The sequence below is a fragment of the Leptotrichia wadei genome, assembly GCF_007990545.2.
Lineage (GTDB): Bacteria > Fusobacteriota > Fusobacteriia > Fusobacteriales > Leptotrichiaceae > Leptotrichia > Leptotrichia wadei.
Window position 1 is genome coordinate 1 of sequence record NZ_AP019830.1, and the last position, 17,897, is coordinate 17,897.

The 17,897-nt window shown below is 26.8% G+C and carries 18 protein-coding genes and 1 pseudogene; 7 read left to right on the forward strand and 12 right to left on the reverse strand.

The annotated features are described in order from the left end of the window. Positions 1–118 precede the first annotated feature (118 nt). On the forward strand, positions 119–1,231 hold the full coding sequence (locus tag FVE73_RS10590; protein WP_018498930.1) for an Abi family protein: 1,113 nt from the start codon (positions 119–121) through the stop codon (positions 1,229–1,231). A gap of 476 nt (positions 1,232–1,707) precedes the next feature. Then, positions 1,708–1,827: pseudogene (locus FVE73_RS10775) on the forward strand (relaxase); the annotation flags it as partial. 17 nt (positions 1,828–1,844) lie between these two features. Here FVE73_RS10775 and FVE73_RS10595 read toward each other — a convergent pair. Genes FVE73_RS10595 through FVE73_RS10615 form a run of 5 tightly spaced genes read right to left on the reverse strand, consistent with a single transcriptional unit; the run spans position 1,845 to position 5,049 of the window. Then, complete coding sequence (locus tag FVE73_RS10595; RefSeq protein WP_018498933.1) at positions 1,845–2,741, reverse strand: DUF4435 domain-containing protein; 897 nt, start codon at positions 2,739–2,741, stop codon at positions 1,845–1,847. A gap of 4 nt (positions 2,742–2,745) precedes the next feature. Continuing rightward, positions 2,746–4,284 carry an AAA family ATPase gene (locus FVE73_RS10600; RefSeq protein ID WP_018498934.1) on the reverse strand — a complete coding sequence of 513 codons (1,539 nt, stop codon included), beginning with the start codon at positions 4,282–4,284 and terminating at the stop codon, positions 2,746–2,748. Continuing rightward, positions 4,285–4,476: a helix-turn-helix domain-containing protein gene (locus FVE73_RS10605; RefSeq protein ID WP_026231258.1), complete on the reverse strand. Its 192-nt coding sequence runs from the start codon at positions 4,474–4,476 to the stop codon at positions 4,285–4,287. It lies immediately after the preceding gene. A 31-nt stretch (positions 4,477–4,507) separates the two neighbouring features. Then, the gene (locus FVE73_RS10610; RefSeq protein WP_018498935.1) at positions 4,508–4,822 is read right to left on the reverse strand and encodes a type II toxin-antitoxin system RelE family toxin; all 315 of its coding nucleotides are present in this window, start codon (positions 4,820–4,822) and stop codon (positions 4,508–4,510) included. Beyond that, positions 4,822–5,049, reverse strand: a complete 228-nt coding sequence (locus tag FVE73_RS10615; RefSeq protein WP_018498936.1) for a DUF6290 family protein — start codon at positions 5,047–5,049, stop codon at positions 4,822–4,824. The genes FVE73_RS10610 and FVE73_RS10615 overlap by 1 nt, the downstream gene beginning before the upstream one ends. Before the next feature lie 325 nt (positions 5,050–5,374). Between FVE73_RS10615 and FVE73_RS10620 the strand changes: the two genes are divergently transcribed. The 4 genes from FVE73_RS10620 (at position 5,375) to FVE73_RS10635 (ending at position 7,900) form a co-directional block, all read left to right on the forward strand. Further along, positions 5,375–5,992: a recombinase family protein gene (locus tag FVE73_RS10620; protein WP_018498937.1), complete on the forward strand. Its 618-nt coding sequence runs from the start codon at positions 5,375–5,377 to the stop codon at positions 5,990–5,992. Positions 5,993–6,018: 26 nt separating this feature from the next. Next, a complete protein-coding gene (locus FVE73_RS10625; protein WP_018498938.1) occupies positions 6,019–6,189 on the forward strand; it encodes a hypothetical protein in 171 nt (56 codons plus the stop codon). Positions 6,190–7,427: 1,238 nt separating this feature from the next. Then, entirely contained in the window at positions 7,428–7,643 is a 216-nt protein-coding gene (gene relB, locus FVE73_RS10630; protein WP_006806162.1) for a type II toxin-antitoxin system RelB family antitoxin, read from the forward strand. After that, a complete protein-coding gene (locus tag FVE73_RS10635) occupies positions 7,628–7,900 on the forward strand; it encodes a type II toxin-antitoxin system RelE family toxin (RefSeq protein WP_018499565.1) in 273 nt (90 codons plus the stop codon). The genes relB and FVE73_RS10635 overlap by 16 nt, the downstream gene beginning before the upstream one ends. A gap of 272 nt (positions 7,901–8,172) precedes the next feature. Here the strand turns inward: FVE73_RS10635 and FVE73_RS10640 are convergent, their stop codons facing one another. The 7 genes from FVE73_RS10640 to FVE73_RS10670 all read right to left on the reverse strand — a co-directional run bounded on the left by FVE73_RS10640 (position 8,173) and on the right by FVE73_RS10670 (position 16,114). After that, positions 8,173–9,600, reverse strand: coding sequence for a bifunctional DNA primase/polymerase (locus FVE73_RS10640; protein ID WP_146997897.1), 1,428 nt, complete (start codon positions 9,598–9,600; stop codon positions 8,173–8,175). A 1,161-nt stretch (positions 9,601–10,761) separates the two neighbouring features. Then, positions 10,762–11,688 carry a replication initiation protein gene (locus FVE73_RS10645; protein WP_026239072.1) on the reverse strand — a complete coding sequence of 309 codons (927 nt, stop codon included), beginning with the start codon at positions 11,686–11,688 and terminating at the stop codon, positions 10,762–10,764. A 329-nt stretch (positions 11,689–12,017) separates the two neighbouring features. Next, positions 12,018–12,662, reverse strand: coding sequence for a hypothetical protein (locus FVE73_RS10650; protein WP_018498919.1), 645 nt, complete (start codon positions 12,660–12,662; stop codon positions 12,018–12,020). After that, a complete protein-coding gene (locus FVE73_RS10655) occupies positions 12,663–14,603 on the reverse strand; it encodes a hypothetical protein (RefSeq protein WP_018498920.1) in 1,941 nt (646 codons plus the stop codon). It lies immediately after the preceding gene. A gap of 26 nt (positions 14,604–14,629) precedes the next feature. Continuing rightward, positions 14,630–15,046 (reverse strand): hypothetical protein, encoded by a 417-nt coding sequence (locus tag FVE73_RS10660; protein WP_018498921.1) that lies wholly within the window; start codon positions 15,044–15,046, stop codon positions 14,630–14,632. A gap of 119 nt (positions 15,047–15,165) precedes the next feature. Continuing rightward, complete coding sequence (locus FVE73_RS10665; RefSeq protein WP_018498922.1) at positions 15,166–15,681, reverse strand: hypothetical protein; 516 nt, start codon at positions 15,679–15,681, stop codon at positions 15,166–15,168. Between the two features lie 178 nt (positions 15,682–15,859). Then, positions 15,860–16,114 (reverse strand): type II toxin-antitoxin system RelB/DinJ family antitoxin, encoded by a 255-nt coding sequence (locus FVE73_RS10670; protein ID WP_018498923.1) that lies wholly within the window; start codon positions 16,112–16,114, stop codon positions 15,860–15,862. A gap of 667 nt (positions 16,115–16,781) precedes the next feature. Here FVE73_RS10670 and FVE73_RS10675 point away from each other — a divergent pair. Further along, entirely contained in the window at positions 16,782–17,786 is a 1,005-nt protein-coding gene (locus FVE73_RS10675) for a replication initiation protein (RefSeq protein ID WP_018498924.1), read from the forward strand. Positions 17,787–17,897: the final 111 nt, after the last annotated feature.

Consider the following 17,897-nt stretch of genomic DNA (forward strand, 5'->3'; position numbering starts at 1 on the left):
TTTATATCATTTTCATAAATTGAAATTTATGATATAATTATTCTTGAATAAGATACAAGTAAACAGTAATTTTTAATAAAAAAATTTTTTATGATAAAGAAAGGGAAATTAATCTAAAATGGCAATAAAAATTTTCGAATCAAGAGAAAATTTAAAAAATAAACTTCGAAATAGAGGATTAGAATTTGATTCTGATAAACTTGATAATGTCTTAAAAAAATATAATTATTTTGATTTGTTCAATGGATTTGAATCATTACTGCTAAGTTCATCACATCCTAAAAAATACATCAACATAAAATTAGAAGATTTTTTAAATTTATATGAATTTGATGAACTATTTACAGCAAGATTATTACGTTATTTAAATAGATTTGAAAAAAGTTTAAAATCTTCTATTTCATATCATTTTACAAGCATGTACTGTAATACAATAAATGATACTATGCAATATACTAATAAAGAAAATTATATGAATCCAAAAGAAACAGATATTAATAACAGAAAATACTGTAGGTATTCAAATAATTATCCATTTGCAGGTTATCAAAATAAAGGGATCTATAATGAATTTGATAATTTTTGTTTGTTTAAGCCATATTTTTTAACTAATCTTGTTGATAAGAATGATCATATCAAGATAGATTTTTATACTGATACAAATTATAATGCGCCATCTAATGTTGCGATATATAGGGATATTAATCATAATCTGAATTATAATGTAGCTGTTCCATTTTGGGTTGCTATTGAAACACTTACATTCGGAGAAACACTTAGAATATTACATTATTTAAAAGATGAAATAATGGAGAAAGTTTTAGAAGATTTTAAATTATCATTACCTAAAAGAACGATATTTTTAAATATGGTTGATTTTTTATTGTGTTTAAGAAATAGTTGTGCACATAATTCTTTAGTAAATAGATTCAGAACACCCAATAAATATAAAGTAAATGCTTTCTTAGTTTCTACATTTAACTTAAATCCTAGTAATACTGATAATTCACAATATTCTATTTTAAAATTATTTGATGTTATGAAATTGTTGAGTTATTTTGAAAACATTTATGAGCTAAAAGAAATATTAGATGATATGATTAGAAAGAATAGAGATTGTTTGGGATTTGATAAAGGTGATAAATTAAACAAAAAAATATTAAAAAGAATGGGATGTGAAGATTATTTACAATGGGAAGAATTGTTTTTAAGAAAATTTGAATACATGTAAGTCATGATTTAAGAATATGTAAAAAATTCTTGACATAAATTACTAAATAAGTTAAAATGATTTTAACAAATGAAAGGCTCTTAAGAGCATTAAGTAATGAAATCATTACTTTCGAAGAAAATCTCCATGCAGAATGTATGGGGATTTTTAGGTTATTATATTTTTTTTTATGGGAAAAATAAATTAAGTGGATTACCTTAAAAAATTTCAGTTAGTTAAAATTGGAATTTTTGAGTATTATTTTTCAAATGAAAAGGGCAGAAAAATGATTCAGTTTTGCGAAGTGTAACGCTCGCATTACGAACTCATTTTTTTGCCTGAAAAGCCCTCGGCGTTTGAGAGCTCGGCAGTAATTTTTGAAAAAAATGACAGGCGAGCCATTCATTTTTAATGAATGGAGGAGCTTTGCAAAGGGCTTCGCCCTCTTGCATTGCGACTGGCCGATACAAAAATTGAGCAGTCCCGAAACTTACGATTTGCAAGAAAAAAAGAATACCCTAATGCAAGAGTATTCTTCTACAAAATCTACTATGGACGAGCTTTATCAAATACGAAAGAACTATGGAATTTATATGAGTAAGGAGATGGAGAGATAAAAACATCTCCCTTCTCCTTACACAGATAGTCTTTCTTTAATATAAGAAATCAATCCTGGCGGAGTATCTGCATACGCAGACAACTCACAAATTATGTCTGATAAATTCAAATGTATTTTTCTCTTTTTTGAAAATAATTTTCTATTATGCTTTTTACCTGCATCTTGAAATATATTTCTAAATATAGGTGTTAGAGCTTGAGTGAAATATTTTCCTCTTATTTCATTTACTGGGTTTGTTTTTAATACTTCTATCGCATTGTTCATTTCCCATTCAGTAGTCTCAATTGAATCTTTGACCAATCTCTCAAAATCACATATTTGATTTAGGTTTTTAACCACACTATATTCTTTTAAAGGTGTCATTTGTGGAAACTTTCCACAATCTTTAGACTTTTTTATTTGCAAAGAGTACCATGCATTAGCATAAATAATTTCTTCAATGATTTCATTTCTTTTATTTACTATATGATCAAAAACAATTTTAAAATCTAAACTATCCTCTTCACTTTCTTCAGAAAATCCAACAACTCCTATCAACATCCTCTTTATAGCAGAATCTGTAAAATAGTAATTCTCTATTGAGTATGAGGATGTAATGTATATACTATCAGGGATATCTTCATTATCATCATAATCACGATCTATAAAATATAAGTTCTTCTTATCATCTTGAATTGCAGTTTGGTTAGCAATCATTTCTTGAATGGTTAACACATTCATTTTACAATTACAATGAAAAACGCCATATTCCTTATCCCCAATATGTGATGATACCCTGCTAACATAATACTTAAAATCATCCTTCCCTTCAAAAAATAAAAATATATCTTTTTTACTTTTTGAAGAAATATAACTTTGAAAAATAGACTCTATACAGTCAGATTCGTTCTCCATAACATCCAACAAACTCACAGAACTACACCTCCTTATATTTATCAAGTTCAATAACAAATTTTCTGTATTCATTCTTGAATATAAATGGAGAATGTGTTGTCGCAATCATTAATCCGATTTTTTCAGAATTAAAAATATCTTTCAAAAATTCTTTCTGCCATTCTATGGATAAAGATATTTCAGGTTCATCAATTATAAATATGCACGGTGTTACTACATCCAAATAAACTTTTGAAAAAATAGAAATTACTTGTTTTTCGCCTGATGATAAATCTTCAAAATCAATTTTTTTATCATTACAATCATAAACATTCATAGTCAAAAGTGTTTCGTCATATATTATTTTTTTACCAGATAGATATTTTGTGCACACATCTGAAAAATTTCTGAGCTTTGAGTCTAATGGCTTTTGTGCGTCATATATTTTAACCAATTTTTGTAAATAATATGATAAAAATTCTATATTAGGTATTGTTTTTCTTCTACTGGACTTATCTAAAAAGCTTTTTAGACTATCGATATTATCTATTCTTTCTTCACCAATTCTTTTTATTATTACATCTACTTTATGCAGGTCAATTGGATTGTATTCATCGAGATAGTAACTTACATTTTTCTTCAGTAGCTCGCTAATGATATTTGCATTCATTTTTATATATGCTGTATTTGCATCTTTTCTCATTTTATCCAACACACTGCTTATTCTATTTTTAACATCATTCATTCCAAATCCCATGTATTTTGGAGACAACTCATATCTATTGTACTCACCTCTACGATTTAGAAAAACTTTATCCAAACCAACTTCTACTCTTCTATATGTTGGATAAAAAAGTATATCTTCCTCTAATACTTCTTTAATTTTATATAATGTCCTAGAAAGATCTTTATATTGCAGTTCTTTCAGTTCACGCAATATATACATAATTTTCTTATCTTTAATTAAGTCAATATCATTATTAAAAAACCTATAAGATAACTCTTCAATAAACTCTAAATCAATATATTTTTTATGTGCAAAATCATTTCGTAGTTTCATGGAGTACTTTTTTGGCACATACATTGATAATTCTTCAAGCAATGCTTCTATTCTCTCAGAAGAATATCTATTATTGTTACTATTAACTTGGAAATATTGTTCTCTATCTATTTGATATGACTCTCCAGAAATATTAACAATAACTTTTTTAAAATTAATATCCATTAGTGTGTTTTTATCACCTGTCAAAATAGCAACAATTATATTCAATATAGTTGTTTTTCCAATACCATTTTCAGATACCCAAATAGAAATATCATCTCTAAAATTTATTAAGTAATTATATTTTCCAAACAATCCCTCTATTTCTATACTTTCAAAAGATGTTAAATTATTATGATTATTTAATTTTTTATTACGATTAATTCTATCTAAAATTGCCATGATATTTTTATTGTTTAGATCAATTTTATCCAAATCACTTATTGCATCAATATCATTTGATAACAAATAGTCCAGTAATTGCTCATTTGTAAGTGCGTATTCTTTGGCTATTTCATCTATACTCCCATATCGTCTCACTTATTTTTCCTCCTTAATATCATTTATTTCTACTATTTCATCCATGTCATAATCTGAAGCATTGCAAATTCTAAGCAAAACATCCGTAGTTACATTTTGCCCGTTCTTCATTTTGTAAAATGTACTTTTACTCACTTTTGCCTTTTCCATCAATTCATTATTTGTCATATCTAAATCAATGAGTTTTTTAATTTGTAAATATTTTTTTCTCTTTCCTGTATATTTATTTTATTTTTCCATCTTTATATGTTTTTCTCTTTTTATCTTTATAAGTTTCTTTTCTATCTGAAATTTCTATAATTAATATTAATAAAATATCATTTTTTATTTCAGCTACGATTCTATAGGAGCCTACTCTATATCTCCATAATCCTTTTAAATTTCCTGTTAGTGCTTTTCCTCTTTGCTTTGGATTCTGTGTACCTATTAAATTTTCTGAAATCCATTTTTTTAGAAGTTTAGCAATTGATTTATTTAATTTTTTTAGATCTTTTTCTGCAGATTCAGTAAACTTTACTTCATAACATTTTTTTTCCATTATAATCCTAGCCTTTTGAATACGTCTTCAGCATCAGAAGTTTTTTCAGATTTTGATTTTTCCCATCTTTTCAATATTCTTTTTTCATCTTCCTCAGTTATTTCATCATATATTTTGTCTAAAATTAAGTTACGAACAAAGGATGACATGTTAAGATTATTTATATTTGAATATTCTTTTAAAAATTCTAAATCTTCTTTTTCCATTCTCAATGATAATGTAGGCATTTTTTATCCCTCCAAGTGTAATATTTGTATTACAATTGTACCAAGTATTATTCTATTTGTCAAGATATAAAAGTTTCCTTTTAAACCATTTATATCACCATCTTTTTGTTCTTATATTATGTAATTTATAAGAACAAAAGTCAATAAATGATAAAAAAAATTATAATAAGTAAATACTCGAAAATAAGAAGATTTATTTGTGTACTAAAACAGATGTTTTAATACACGATTAAAACTATACTGAATTTAAGGGTATAATAAGCAAAATAATGTACACTAAATTAAAACATATTTTAGTATACATTTTTGTAAAGGAGTTGTCTAAATGAAATTTGGATATGCAAGAGTAAGCACGGCAAAGCAGGATTTGACAAGGCAGATAGCATCGCTTGAAAATGCTGGCTGTAATGAAGTTTATTGTGATATACAGAGCGGAAAAAATATGAAGAGGGATGAACTGCAGAAAATTTTATCAAAAATTCGTGAAAATGACACATTTGTTGTCACAGATATTGACAGGCTTGGGCGTAATTTTACAGAAGTTACTGAGCTTTATACAAAGCTTAAGGATATGAAAGTTAATATTGCTGTAATCAATCAGGAACTTTTAAATCATAATGTGAATGACAAAAAGGATGAAATTGTAAATGTTGTTGTAATTCCTCTTCTAATATATTTAGCTGAAAGGGAACGAAGCATTTTGATTGAAAGAATAAATGACGGAATTAAAAATATGCCACTTGGAAAATCTGGGAAAAGATACAGCAGGAAAACTGGAAATGTAATTGGACGGCCAGTTAAAGTCTTAAATCTTTCAAAAGAGGAGCAGGATATGTTAAAACGAGTACGAAATAAAGAAATAAGCGTAAAAAGTTTTTGCAGGTTTATGCAGATAAGCAGATCCTCGTATTATAAATATTACAGGAACAGTTATCTTGATTAAAAACTAAAGATAGGTGAATTTCAATTATGACTGATGAATTTTTTGAAGCTGAAAATGTAGATGATGAGGAAAACAATCTTGAATATGACAGGGATATTTTTGACATTGAAATTGAATTTGATGACGAAGTTGTTAAGAGAATTGAAAGAACTGAAACAACTAGAGAGTTTGAAAAGCTGATTGAAAATGAAGAGTAATTATTAAAACAGAGTAACAAATTTCTAGACTTAAATTTTAATTTACAATCAAAATTATTGATGTTAAATCATTGATTTTTTTTAGTCAAAATGTTATAATTAACGCAACAGTACTGTAGGATAAAGACCATAAGTGTATAAAAAAAGGAGAGTTAGTGGCTCTCCTTTTTCCGTTACTTCCAAAATTCTTCGATTAAAATAATTGCTATCTGTAAAGCAATTATGATTAAGATTTTTACCATAACTTATCCATAAGTGTATAACCTCCTTTCATCAAGGATTGTTCAGATTATACCATTTTTTGGAAAGCCATTCAAACAAATATATAAAGATAACAGTTTTAAAATATAACAGATTCTAGTAGATAAATATTACAATAAAGGTGCAGATAATTCACAAAAATTAATCTTTAAAAATTGTCTTTATGAGAATTTTTTTGCACAAAATTTGTATAAATTTCTACAAAATATGATCTTTAAATCTGAGAATTGTAACTTTATTTTCACGAATGAAATGAGTTTTTGAGTGCAAACGAAAGCCATTTTTTCAAAATTTTATGTGCTGAAAAAATCACGATAAGTTTCTAAAATTTTTTAATTTTCGAGAAACTTGTAAGCGTGCTTTCCAAAATTTAAAAATTCTGGAAAGTTTACGGGTAAAAATTTTTATGGAAAAGGGCTTGCTTTTTTGAAAGAAATGAGGTAATATTAACACAAGAATAAAACAGCGTGGAAAATGAGAGTCCAGTTTTCGGAGGTGGATGGGCAGTTTAAGAAATTTTACTTCAACTCATTTTAAAATATCAAAAGAAAATTTAATTGAATAAAAAATAAAATATTTGAGCTTATGTACAGATTATTGGGAGTTTTCTTCTAAAAAGTTTGTACAGGCTCTTTTTTTGATTAAAAAAATATATCAGAAAAATCAGGGTAAAATTTCTTAAAATTATAAAATAAAATTGATGATGATAAAAATTAAAGTTCATATTGCGTCATATTAAGCCCATAGCGTTCGTTAAATTGCTTTTTGGTATAAATCCTTGTCTGATGCAAAATTTTTTTGTTATGGGGCTAATATAGGCTTATTTTAGTTCTATATTGTAAATTAGATTTTTAACTGTAAAATATTTTTATATTTTTTATGATGACAGATGAATTTGAAGTAAAAATTATTGACAAAAATTTAAAAAGTAGTATAATGGTATTACCAAAAAAAATAAAATATAAGGAGTGAGCGTTATGGCTTCTATAAGTTTAAAAGTGTCCGATATGGAAAAAAAATTTTTGCAAAGTATGGCACAATTTGAAGGAGTTACATTGTCAGAGTTAATAAAATCAAAAGTGTTTGACTCACTAGAAGATGAATACGATGCCAAAATAGCAGATTTAAGATTATCAGAATATGAAAGCTATTTGAAAAATGGAGGAGAAGTTTTAAAATGGGAAGAACTGTAAAATATAAAATAATCCCAACTCCACATTTCGCAAAAGACTTTAGCAAACTAGATGAATTTGTAAAAAAAAGAATAAAAATTTATTTAGAAAATATTACAAAAGATCCACGCAGTAAAGGAAAAATGTTGAAAGCAAATAGAAAAGGACAATGGAGATACAGAATAGGAGATTTCAGAGTTATTGTAAATATCCAAGATGAAAATTTAGTAGTATTAGCGTTAGAAGTAGGACATAGAAAAAATATTTATAATAGTTAAATATTGAGGTTATTTTATAAAGTTAATTTTATGAAATAGCCTTTTTTGTTATTAACTTTTCGTATTAAAAAGTACCAAAGTAATAAAAAATTGGAGTGTGTCCAGAATTTTGTGTAAACTCAAAATATAATATATGGTACAGGATGGTAGTTTTATCATCCTGTTTTTAAATTCTTCGAGTGTGTAAAAATTTTTGTGTAAATAGAACAATTTATCTATTAGTTTACACAAAATTCTGGACACTCTCGTCCGAGACATATTCGGCATATTTATTATTGATTCCACCATTTATACACAGTCATTTTTGACAATCCAGTGTCTCTAATGCACTGTGCCTTTTTTCCATCAGGATTATTTTTTCTCCATTCTTTTACCTGATTTTCTTTTGTACCACTTCCTTTAGGTCTTCCATTTCCTTCTCTCCAATTTGTTCCATTCATTCTATCATTAACTTCTTGAACAGCTCTAGCACCCATTAAATGAACTTTCTGTTTTCTTCCATTTCTTTTATTTTTAGGAATATCAACATTAGTCAGTTTCGCTATCGTATCTCTAGGAAATGTAAAATAATTATCATGATAACAATTTAAAGCTGCCACAATATCATCAATTTCAAAATGATTATCTTCCTCCTCAGTTCTGTTGTCTAAAATTTCCAGAAATCCAAAAGCATCCTTTTCTAACTCTTCATAGCTTATCCCACACTTCTTAGCATAAATTGCCAGAGTCATAATCCCAAAATATCTATGACCCGCACCTATTTTCTCTATAATTTTCATTTTCCACCAGTCATACAAGGCTCTCTTAACTATCCATTTTCTTTCCCTTGCCGGTTCTTTATTTATAATCCTTCTCTCATACCAGTCTGGAAAATTTTTTTTGTAATATTCTAATTTTTTAGATTTTTTCTTATCTTTCTGTGGAAATTTTAAACTGACATCAAATTTACAAAACGGAATACTCGCTTTTAATTCTTCCAAATTCGTTCTTTTACCTACTTTAAAAGCTCTTACTGGATATTCTTTTCCTAATTTGCTCCAAGATCCAACAGTCCTAAATCCTTGCAGAACTCCAGTCATATCCTTTTCTTTTTTAGAACTTGTATAATCATTCCAAATTCTATCAATCAGAAGTTCTTTAAATTGAGTTAAAGTTTTTTGATAATGCCGATATAACGGCAACGGTTCATCAAGAAAATAATATAGATGAAGTCCACGGCCGCTGTTTACAATGTATGTAGGATTAGGCAAAAGCTTATTTTTAATTTGAAACAGTAGATCTCTAATATTATTTTCCCTTACATAATCCAAATCAATGACGAAAGCAAAAAGAAATCTGGCATTTTTAGAAATCCTATTCTTTCCAAAATAATTAACAGGAGCAATTAAACCAAAAGAAACATCTGTAACATATTTTATTCCTTCCAGATCATCAGTGATAATAAAACTTTTACTTCTTTTCTTTGCCTTACTAATTTGAATACCAATTATATTGCCCTTAATGCTATGATTTTCATCTAGGTGCTCTCCTTTTTTCTGCAAACTACCTTCAGGAAATAAATCCCTATAGAAAGTAAAAGGATCAACTTCCTTAAATCCTCTATCTTTCAAAAACTTATTTTTATAACCATACAAACGAATCCAATCTTCAACTGAACCTAATTGATAAGAACTGATCCTAACGAAATCATCTTTAGACATAAGAACATCCTCTCTTAATAAATACTTAAAGAAATAAAAAACCCAGGGTAAAGGGGGACTACCCCCTTTAAATCCCCCCTCCCCTTGACGCTTTATATTATCAATACATTTTTTTATACCTTTTTTCAATTATACAAAATTTCCCATATTTTTTCAAGAAAAAAAATTGAGGTTTCTCTAAAATTTAAGAACTAAAAAAATGAACTTATTTTAAATTCAAACTAGAAATGTATCAAAATGCACTAAAAATTTTTTAAAAAAGTTAATTTAATAGCATAAATAAAGGATTTAGTAAGGATTTATTAATGTTGTCGGGTTACTCGCTGAAACAATTTCAATTATCTCTGATTCAGCAAAAAAATTCATCAGGCAAAGATTTATACCAAAAAGTTATTTATCGACCGCTACGGGCTTAATATGGCGCAATATGAGCTTTAATTTTTATCATCATCAATTTCATTTTATAATTTCAAGAAACTTTATCCTGATTTTTCTAATATATTTTTTTAATCAAAAAAAGAGCCTGTACAAACTTTTTAGAAGAAAACTCCCAATAATCTGTACATAAGCTCAAATATTTTATTTTTTATTCAATTAAATTTTCTTTTGATATTTTAAAATGAGTTGAAGTAAAATTTCTTAAACTGCCCATCCACCTCCAAAACTGGACTCTCATTTTCTACGCTAATCAAATATTATCCCATTTTTTTCAAAAAATCAAGCCTTTTTTCATAAAAATTTTTCCCAATAAACTTTCCGAAAATTAAAATTTTGGAAAGCACGCTTACAAGTTTCTCGAAAATTAAAAAATTTTAGAAACTTATCGTGATTTTTTCAGCACATAAATTTTGAAAAAATGGCTTTCGTCTGCACTCAAAAACTCATTTCATTCGTGAAAATAAAGTTACAATTCTCAAATTTAAAGAGTATATTTTGTATAAATTTCTACAAATTTTGTGCAATAAAATTTTCATAAAGACAGTTTTTAAAGATGAATTTTTATGTATTATTGAACTTTAAATTTGATATTTTTTAAATTAATTTTTTTACAAAACAGCAAAAAATAATTTCAATTTTTCTAAAAATATGAGAGTGTACAGAATTTTGTGTAAACTCAAAATATAATATATGGTACAGGATGGTAGTTTTATCATCCTGTTTTTAAATTCCATACTTGCTAAACCAATTTTCAAAATGTCTTATACTTTCAAATTCAAAAACTTGCTTATACATATCATCCATATTCTGAACTCTTATTAGTACCGTTTCATCTTCCTTTATTCGCATAGATTCTATTGCTAAAATATTAAACATTTTTGTCATTCTATCGTACATTCTAACTTTTCTATGTAAAAAATAACTAATAAAACTGTCTTTATCTATTTTTTTATTTTCAATACTTCTTTCTTTCCTTTGTTCTAAATCTTCTCTTAGAAATGTAAAAATAAATCCTGAAACACTTGGACGTCCTCTTGATTTTTTGTTATATAATTTTTTTATTTTTAAGTTAAATCTATCTCCAAGTTCTTTTTGTATCGGTTTTAAAACCCATTTATCAATTTCTCCTATTTTATATTTTTCAGAAATATCAAGCATTTTTCTAAATTCTTCAATACTAACCCTCCAAATTCCAGTAGATTTAAATTGCTTCATTCTTCGATAAAATTCTTTTGCATAGCTTGATTTTAAACTTAAAAATTCTTTTAATTCAAATGCAGTAAAACTGACATTTAGTGCATTTAGAACCCAAGCAAATTCCTTATTAACGGCTATTTCAACTATTTTTTCTTCTATATCTACTGAATATCGAGTAAATAACACAAATTTTATAAAACGTCTTTCATCTCCAACTTTTAATTTAATACTGATTAACTTATCATACGTACTTTCAAGATCTTTTACAAAAGTTGCAGGTGTATTATCAGAATAGTTAATAAGTTTTTTTAATTTGTCAAAATGAAAAGTTATTACTTCTTCCTCTTTTTCTTTCATTCTGCTACAAATTGCCATCAAAATATTAAGTTCATTTGAATTAAAATTTCTTAATCCGATACTATTAAGATTATTATGATATTTAACTATTATTATTCATAAAATCATCTCCCTAGCTAATCATACCATATTTAAAAGTAGATATCAAAAAACACCTACTTTTAAAAATACTGAAAAACTACCTTTTATTTACTGAAAATCTCCGTTTTAATCTACTGAATTTCTACTTTTTATTTACTGAAAAACTACTTTTTTAATATGCTTAAATACATTAATTATAAGTGTTTGCGAGGAGGTAAAAAGGTATAACATAAAAAGTAAATATATAAAAGGTATAAATAAAAAAAGAAGTAGCAACTTTGAAAAATTTCAAATTAGATTGCTACTTCTTTCTAAAGTCTCAAAAAAACATTCAATACATTCTTTTATTTGGAAATATTTTTTATATAATTTTTCATATATTCTCTTTGAGGCGTATAATTCAAGGAAGTATTGATAAAAATAATAAGATTTTTTATAGTTTCATCTTTATAGAAATTTTCATCTTCATATAATATTATTGCAGTATTTTCATATTCTACTTTGTATAATCTTCCTACGGCACTAACTGATACATTATTTAAAAACAATTCTTCCCTTTCTTCTTCCAGAATTTTTTTATAAAGTTTAACTATATTTTTAGGAGGCTGAACCATAGCTTCTGTAGTTAATTCTATATCATTTTGTAATATGTTACAAATTGTACAACTTACAAATAATTTTTTATTAGAAAAATTTTTATCAAAAACATTTTTTAAAATTTCTTTTAATTCAGTTGAATCATAGTTTTTATTTTCTATATAGCTTTTAAAACTTCCATTCTTTTCTTTTGTAAATTTTTTTATATTAATTATTCCATTTGAATTATAAATAATTTTTGTAAAAGGTAATTTATAATCTGAACTCTTAATTTTTGAAGTTAAGGCGTATCTTTGATTTCGCAAGTTTATTATTTCCACATCTAATAATTCTTTTCCTTTAGACAACGTATAAGAAAAGAGCAATAAGTATAAGATTATTATTTTATTCATTTACTTCACTCCTTTAAAAAGATTTTCTTTTTCTTTATCACTTTGAACCTCTATTATAAATTGAGAATCATCAGGCATATATAATCTTCGCTTATCTTGATTCTTTCTTCCTACATTTTCCATATAAATTGAGTTAGCTTCAGATACAGGAACTCCAAAAAATTTATATATAATTTTTCCAGTATTTTTATCTTTTTCTATTTTAACTTGATCTTCGAAATAAACATACTTTACTTTTTTATCTACTATATTACCTTCTTCATCTGTTGTTTTTATAGTTTGTTCTTTTTCAAAATATCTATTTTTATTAAAATATTCATATTCAGGTTGTGGATGAAGAAAAATAATACCATTCTTATTTCTATCTTCATTATTTTCGTCAGGAATATTTATATATGCTCCTCCCATATTTTTTAATTTTTCACTATCTCCTATAGATTGAACATAAACTTTATATTCTTTTTCTATAAGTTCTCTCATTGCTAATGTTTTCGCTATTTTTTCCTTATCTAGATCCGTTTTAGGTTTAGGTAGTTTTCCTTTCTTTTTTAAATATAAAATTGTATCTCCGTTTTCATCCAATTTAATTCCATATGTATCAAAAGTATCCGCTGATATATCTTTTGCTAATTCTTTTTGCGCATCAGAAGAAAGTTCTTTATAAACTAATTGTTCTCCTAAATAATTTGATAATTTTTCAAGATCTCCGTCTATTTTCCTAGTTCCATCATTATTTTTCTTTTCTTTTAGAACAACACTATCTCCAACATTAGTCCCAAGTTTACTAGTATCAATCTTCCCATCAGATGTATAAGTCATATTTTGATTGCTTCCCTTGTACTCTTCCTTGAAGTAGGCATTTGCAGCCTTTCCTGTGCTTTCCAGTCCTTTTTCATCTGTTCCAGTTGCTATCTGTCTTCCTGCCACTCCATTTACAATATGGCTTGCCTCTTCTGCAAGTGTTCCGATTAATCCTGCCTTTGTTGAGTTCTCTTTTGCATTTATGTTGATTATTATTGTATGTACTCCATCTTTTGAAACATATGCTGTTCCTGCCTTGTTTTTCATTTCAGGAGTATCTTCGCCAGTTGTATATTTTACATCAAGATTGTATCCTAAATCCTTGTAGGCATCTTTCCAAGCTGAAACAACATCTTCTGACTTGTCAGCTTCATTAAGTCTTTTACCTGCTATGTTGTTCACAGTTTCATTAAGCCTTACCTCCCTAAGCTGTCCAAAGAAGTTCCTGTTATCATCTCCTCTGTCATTTATTGATTCCTTTATTGCTGTTGTTACATCTGAGATTTCTTTTTTAGCTTTCCCAATATCCTCTTTCAGTTTACCAGGATTAGTAGCATATTCAATTGTCTGGCTCTCAACATTAATATTTGTGCTTCTATGAGTGTCCTTCGTTACTTCATTGGCTTTTTCTAAGTCCCTGTTTATTGGACTTCCTTCAGTTTTTGTGATTTCAACATCTCCAACTACTGTATTTCTTGTAATACCTTGCTTGTCTCTGCTATCCTGATTAAATCCAACATTGGTAATTCCTGGTTTCCCTCCAAGTGAAGCTCCTATTGAACCTCCTGTTGTTGTCATTGTATCATAATTTTGGATATCTTTTCCAGCATAAGTGTCAATCTTGAATGTAGAGTTTCCTTCCTTGCCTATTACAGCTCCTGTATTTTCAACTGTTCCAACATGAAGGTTACTTCCTTCTCCAACAACGAATGTACTTTGATTGTCTACGAATGCTCTATCTCCATTTGTTCTGCTTCCGTTTATGTTTACAGAGCTTGGCACTCCGTTGGCACTTATTCCAAGGCTTATTCCACTTGAGCTTCCAGTTGTCGTGCTTGTGTTCTGTCTTGAAATAACTTCCACTTTTCCAATGTTTCCAGTTACTTTTCCGCCTTCCTGGTTAAAACCGTTTAATACCATTGAGCCTGTGTTGTTGTGAACTTCATTTACATTCTTGAAATTTCCGTAGTTTTAAAAATATCTGAATCTCTATAAATTTTTCCTGTTCTTTCTCCGCCATAATAAACATAACTATAATTATCCCGCACATAAGTACTTTGAGCTAATGCTTTTCCTAATTTTTTTTCATCTGGGTTCAATTTACTAATCATCAAATTTCGTCTACCATTATGAGCATAGTAATTTAATGCTGTTTTAGGATCCGCATTTCTTAATAAATCATTCTCTGCTTCCAGTATTCCAAGCTTCCTAGCCATATTATCTTCAGCATCGACTTTTTGTATTTTTTTCTGAGCCTCTGCTGTAATTTGTTTCCCTTTTTCTTGCTGCTTATTATACTTTCCTCTTCCTTTATGTCCAATCTGACGTTTTGGTTGGGTATTTTTTTTCTGTTGCCTATCCATTTCATTATATATTTCTATATATTTTTGAGCTTTAACTAATTGTCGTGCATAAGCTGCGTTTCCAGAACGTCGATCTAATTGTATTGAAAACTTAATATTAAAGAAAATTAATTTTTAAATTATTTGTTCAAAATTTGGGATACACTCCAATATTTTTTTAAAATTTCATTCGCTTCATCTGCAACATAAAGTTTTATTTTTTTAATTTGACCATTATAACTAATTTTTAGTATATCATCCATATCACAAATATTTCCTTTTGAATCTTTACTATCAACACAATCAAAATTGTTAAATATTTCAAAACTTATTTCTGTATTTTTTCTCTTTAATTTTATTTCAATTCCTTTCATATCCTTAAGATCGCTAGATACTTGCTCTTGAAACGGAGAAACATCGTAATTTTTTCCTGTAAAAATTTCATTTATTATCTCCTTTTCCTTACCTTCTATTTTTTGATTTTCTAAATATATTTCCGTATCTTTTTCATCAATATATTCTAAAATTTTATCTTTAATATTTTTAACATCAATATCTTCTTTAAAAGCGCCTAAACTTATTAACGTAATCAAAATAAATAAAAAACTAAAAAGCCAAATAGATATAAAAATTTTTGTAAATGAATTATTATTCATTTTGTGATAGCCCTCCACCAATTAAATGGATTTGGTAATAGATTTAAAAGTTTAGTTATGTTATTAGGAACTTTTTTTGAATCAGTAATTTTACTTAAATTTAATTGATTTTTATTGCATTTTCTAATTTTACATCTCCCCCTATATTAAAATTAACCATGTTTCATCAGTCCATGATTTAATCATAATCAATCTCATGAACAGTTCCACCAGTTTTTTCCATCTGCTCAATAGATTTTTTTAATCTTTCAATGTTTTTTTGACTATAGAAAGGGGCTGCATCTAGTTCAAACGGCATTTTTCTTTCACGAGTAAATTTTTTTGCAAAGATATTAAATGCTGTCCCTATTGAAATTCCTATGTCTTTACAAATTTCTTCCATTTCTTTTTTTGTATCTTTATCTATTCTAAAATTAACAACAACTTTTTCCATATAACATCAATTCCTTTCATTTGATATAATTATTATATCATTTAAAATTATTTTATCAATATTTTTAATAATATTTTTTTAAATTAATTACAATTTTTAAAATTTTTTGTTTAAAATAATTTTTTAGTTTCTTTTATTGTATCTTTCAGATATTTCATAACCCATATGAATAATAACGTTAAGTATTATTAAAAGTACCAAAATAATATAAAATTTATAAATAAAAAGTACTAAAACAATAAATTAAATAAAGTATTTTTTTGAGAAAAACTATAGTGTTTTAATTCTTATTTAACTAAACAAATTTTATTTAAATTTAAAAAATTAAGAATTTTATTCCCTTTTATTTATACCCTTTTTATATATATCTTTTAATTATACATATACTTTTAGAGCATTTTTTGAAAAAAATTGATATGCTCCTAACTATGATAAACATTGGGATTGCCTATTATTGAAAAAATTGTTTTTTGTGATTAAAAAGGTCATTTTGGGAAAATAAAAGGGGCAAAAAGGGAGAATAAAAAGGACATTTTGGGAATTTAAAAGGTCAAAAAGGGAAATTAAAAAGGACGTTTTGGGAAAATAAGAAGGTCAAAATTATTGAAATGCCCGTTTTAATATGGTAAAATAACTATAGAAAATAAATAAAAATGGGAGGACAATTATGGCAAATGAAATTGTTAAGTTTAACAATCAGTTTAATAATGTTGCTTTGAAAGGGTTTACAAGTCAGGAACTGAATTTATTAATTACCATTGCTTCCAAATTAAAGGAAAAAGAGGGGGAAAAAGTTACTTTTGATTTCTTTGACTTGAAAAAATATATCAAGCTGAATAAAAATGAAACAACAAAAGAGTTTATAAAAAATGTAATGAACGTCAACAAGAAATTATTAAAAATAAATTTTACATTCTACAATCAGAATAAAATAATCCAGTTTGCCTTATTCAAGTCTTTTGTAATTGATACGGATCTTCAGACTTTGGAAGTTTCCGTTAATGATGAATTTCTATTTTTGTTAAATGAATTGACTTCAAACTTTACACGCTTTGAACTGGAGGAATTTGTAAAATTCAAGTCTACTTATACAAAAGAATTTTATCGTAGAATGAAGCAATTCAGGCATACTGGAGTCTGGAAAATTTCCATAGATGATTTTAATAGACTATTAGGAATTTCTGAAAGCTATAAAATATCAGATATTGATAAAAGGGTTTTTCAGCCTATTTTAAGCGAACTTGGAGAAAAATACAACTTGAAAATAATAAAAAAATATTCAAAAAAAACAGGGCGTGGGAGAAGCAGTGTCAGTGGATTTGAATTTCATTTTAAAAAAGAAAATAGGAGAGTTGTTGAACAGGAAAACCTTGAAGAGATTAAACAGGCAGGATTTGACATAGAAAAAGTTAGGGAGCATAAAATAAAAGAAAAAATACAGAAGGAAGAAAAAAATAGGATAAATAAAGTATCCGATTTTTATTTGTACAGAAAAGTTAAAATGTACGACAGTTTTTATGAGCAGTACAATTATCTTGAAATTCTGGCATTCAATCAAAAAAATGATAAATTAAACGTAAAAATCAGAAATGTAGATGATAGCTATGTTCAGGACTTTACTTTTGACAGTTTCAAAAATTTTGAAAACTGGTTTAGGAAATATGCTATCTAACCTATTCAAAAATATCATCTAAAAAGCCCATATAACATCCATACAGCTCAAAAAATCAATTTTTGGTATAAAACTATGCCTTAAATGAAAATTTTAGCTTGTAGGGAGTAT

Bases quoted from the DNA above. Each gene is read 5' to 3' on its own strand.
- FVE73_RS10625 (WP_018498938.1), top strand. From the start codon at position 6,019: ATGACTGATGAATTTTTTGAAGCTGAAAATGTAGATGATGAGGAAAAC.
- FVE73_RS10670 (WP_018498923.1), bottom strand. From the start codon at position 16,114: ATGGAAAAAGTTGTTGTTAATTTTAGAATAGATAAAGATACAAAAAAA.
- FVE73_RS10660 (WP_018498921.1), bottom strand. From the start codon at position 15,046: ATGGATAGGCAACAGAAAAAAAATACCCAACCAAAACGTCAGATTGGA.
- FVE73_RS10610 (WP_018498935.1), bottom strand. From the start codon at position 4,822: ATGGAAAAAAAATGTTATGAAGTAAAGTTTACTGAATCTGCAGAAAAA.
- FVE73_RS10650 (WP_018498919.1), bottom strand. From the start codon at position 12,662: ATGAATAAAATAATAATCTTATACTTATTGCTCTTTTCTTATACGTTG.
- FVE73_RS10675 (WP_018498924.1), top strand. From the start codon at position 16,782: ATGGCAAATGAAATTGTTAAGTTTAACAATCAGTTTAATAATGTTGCT.
- FVE73_RS10620 (WP_018498937.1), top strand. From the start codon at position 5,375: ATGAAATTTGGATATGCAAGAGTAAGCACGGCAAAGCAGGATTTGACA.
- FVE73_RS10640 (WP_146997897.1), bottom strand. From the start codon at position 9,600: ATGTCTAAAGATGATTTCGTTAGGATCAGTTCTTATCAATTAGGTTCA.
- relB (WP_006806162.1), top strand. From the start codon at position 7,428: ATGGCTTCTATAAGTTTAAAAGTGTCCGATATGGAAAAAAAATTTTTG.
- FVE73_RS10665 (WP_018498922.1), bottom strand. From the start codon at position 15,681: ATGAATAATAATTCATTTACAAAAATTTTTATATCTATTTGGCTTTTT.
- FVE73_RS10590 (WP_018498930.1), top strand. From the start codon at position 119: ATGGCAATAAAAATTTTCGAATCAAGAGAAAATTTAAAAAATAAACTT.
- FVE73_RS10655 (WP_018498920.1), bottom strand. From the start codon at position 14,603: ATGGTATTAAACGGTTTTAACCAGGAAGGCGGAAAAGTAACTGGAAAC.
- FVE73_RS10615 (WP_018498936.1), bottom strand. From the start codon at position 5,049: ATGCCTACATTATCATTGAGAATGGAAAAAGAAGATTTAGAATTTTTA.
- FVE73_RS10635 (WP_018499565.1), top strand. From the start codon at position 7,628: ATGGGAAGAACTGTAAAATATAAAATAATCCCAACTCCACATTTCGCA.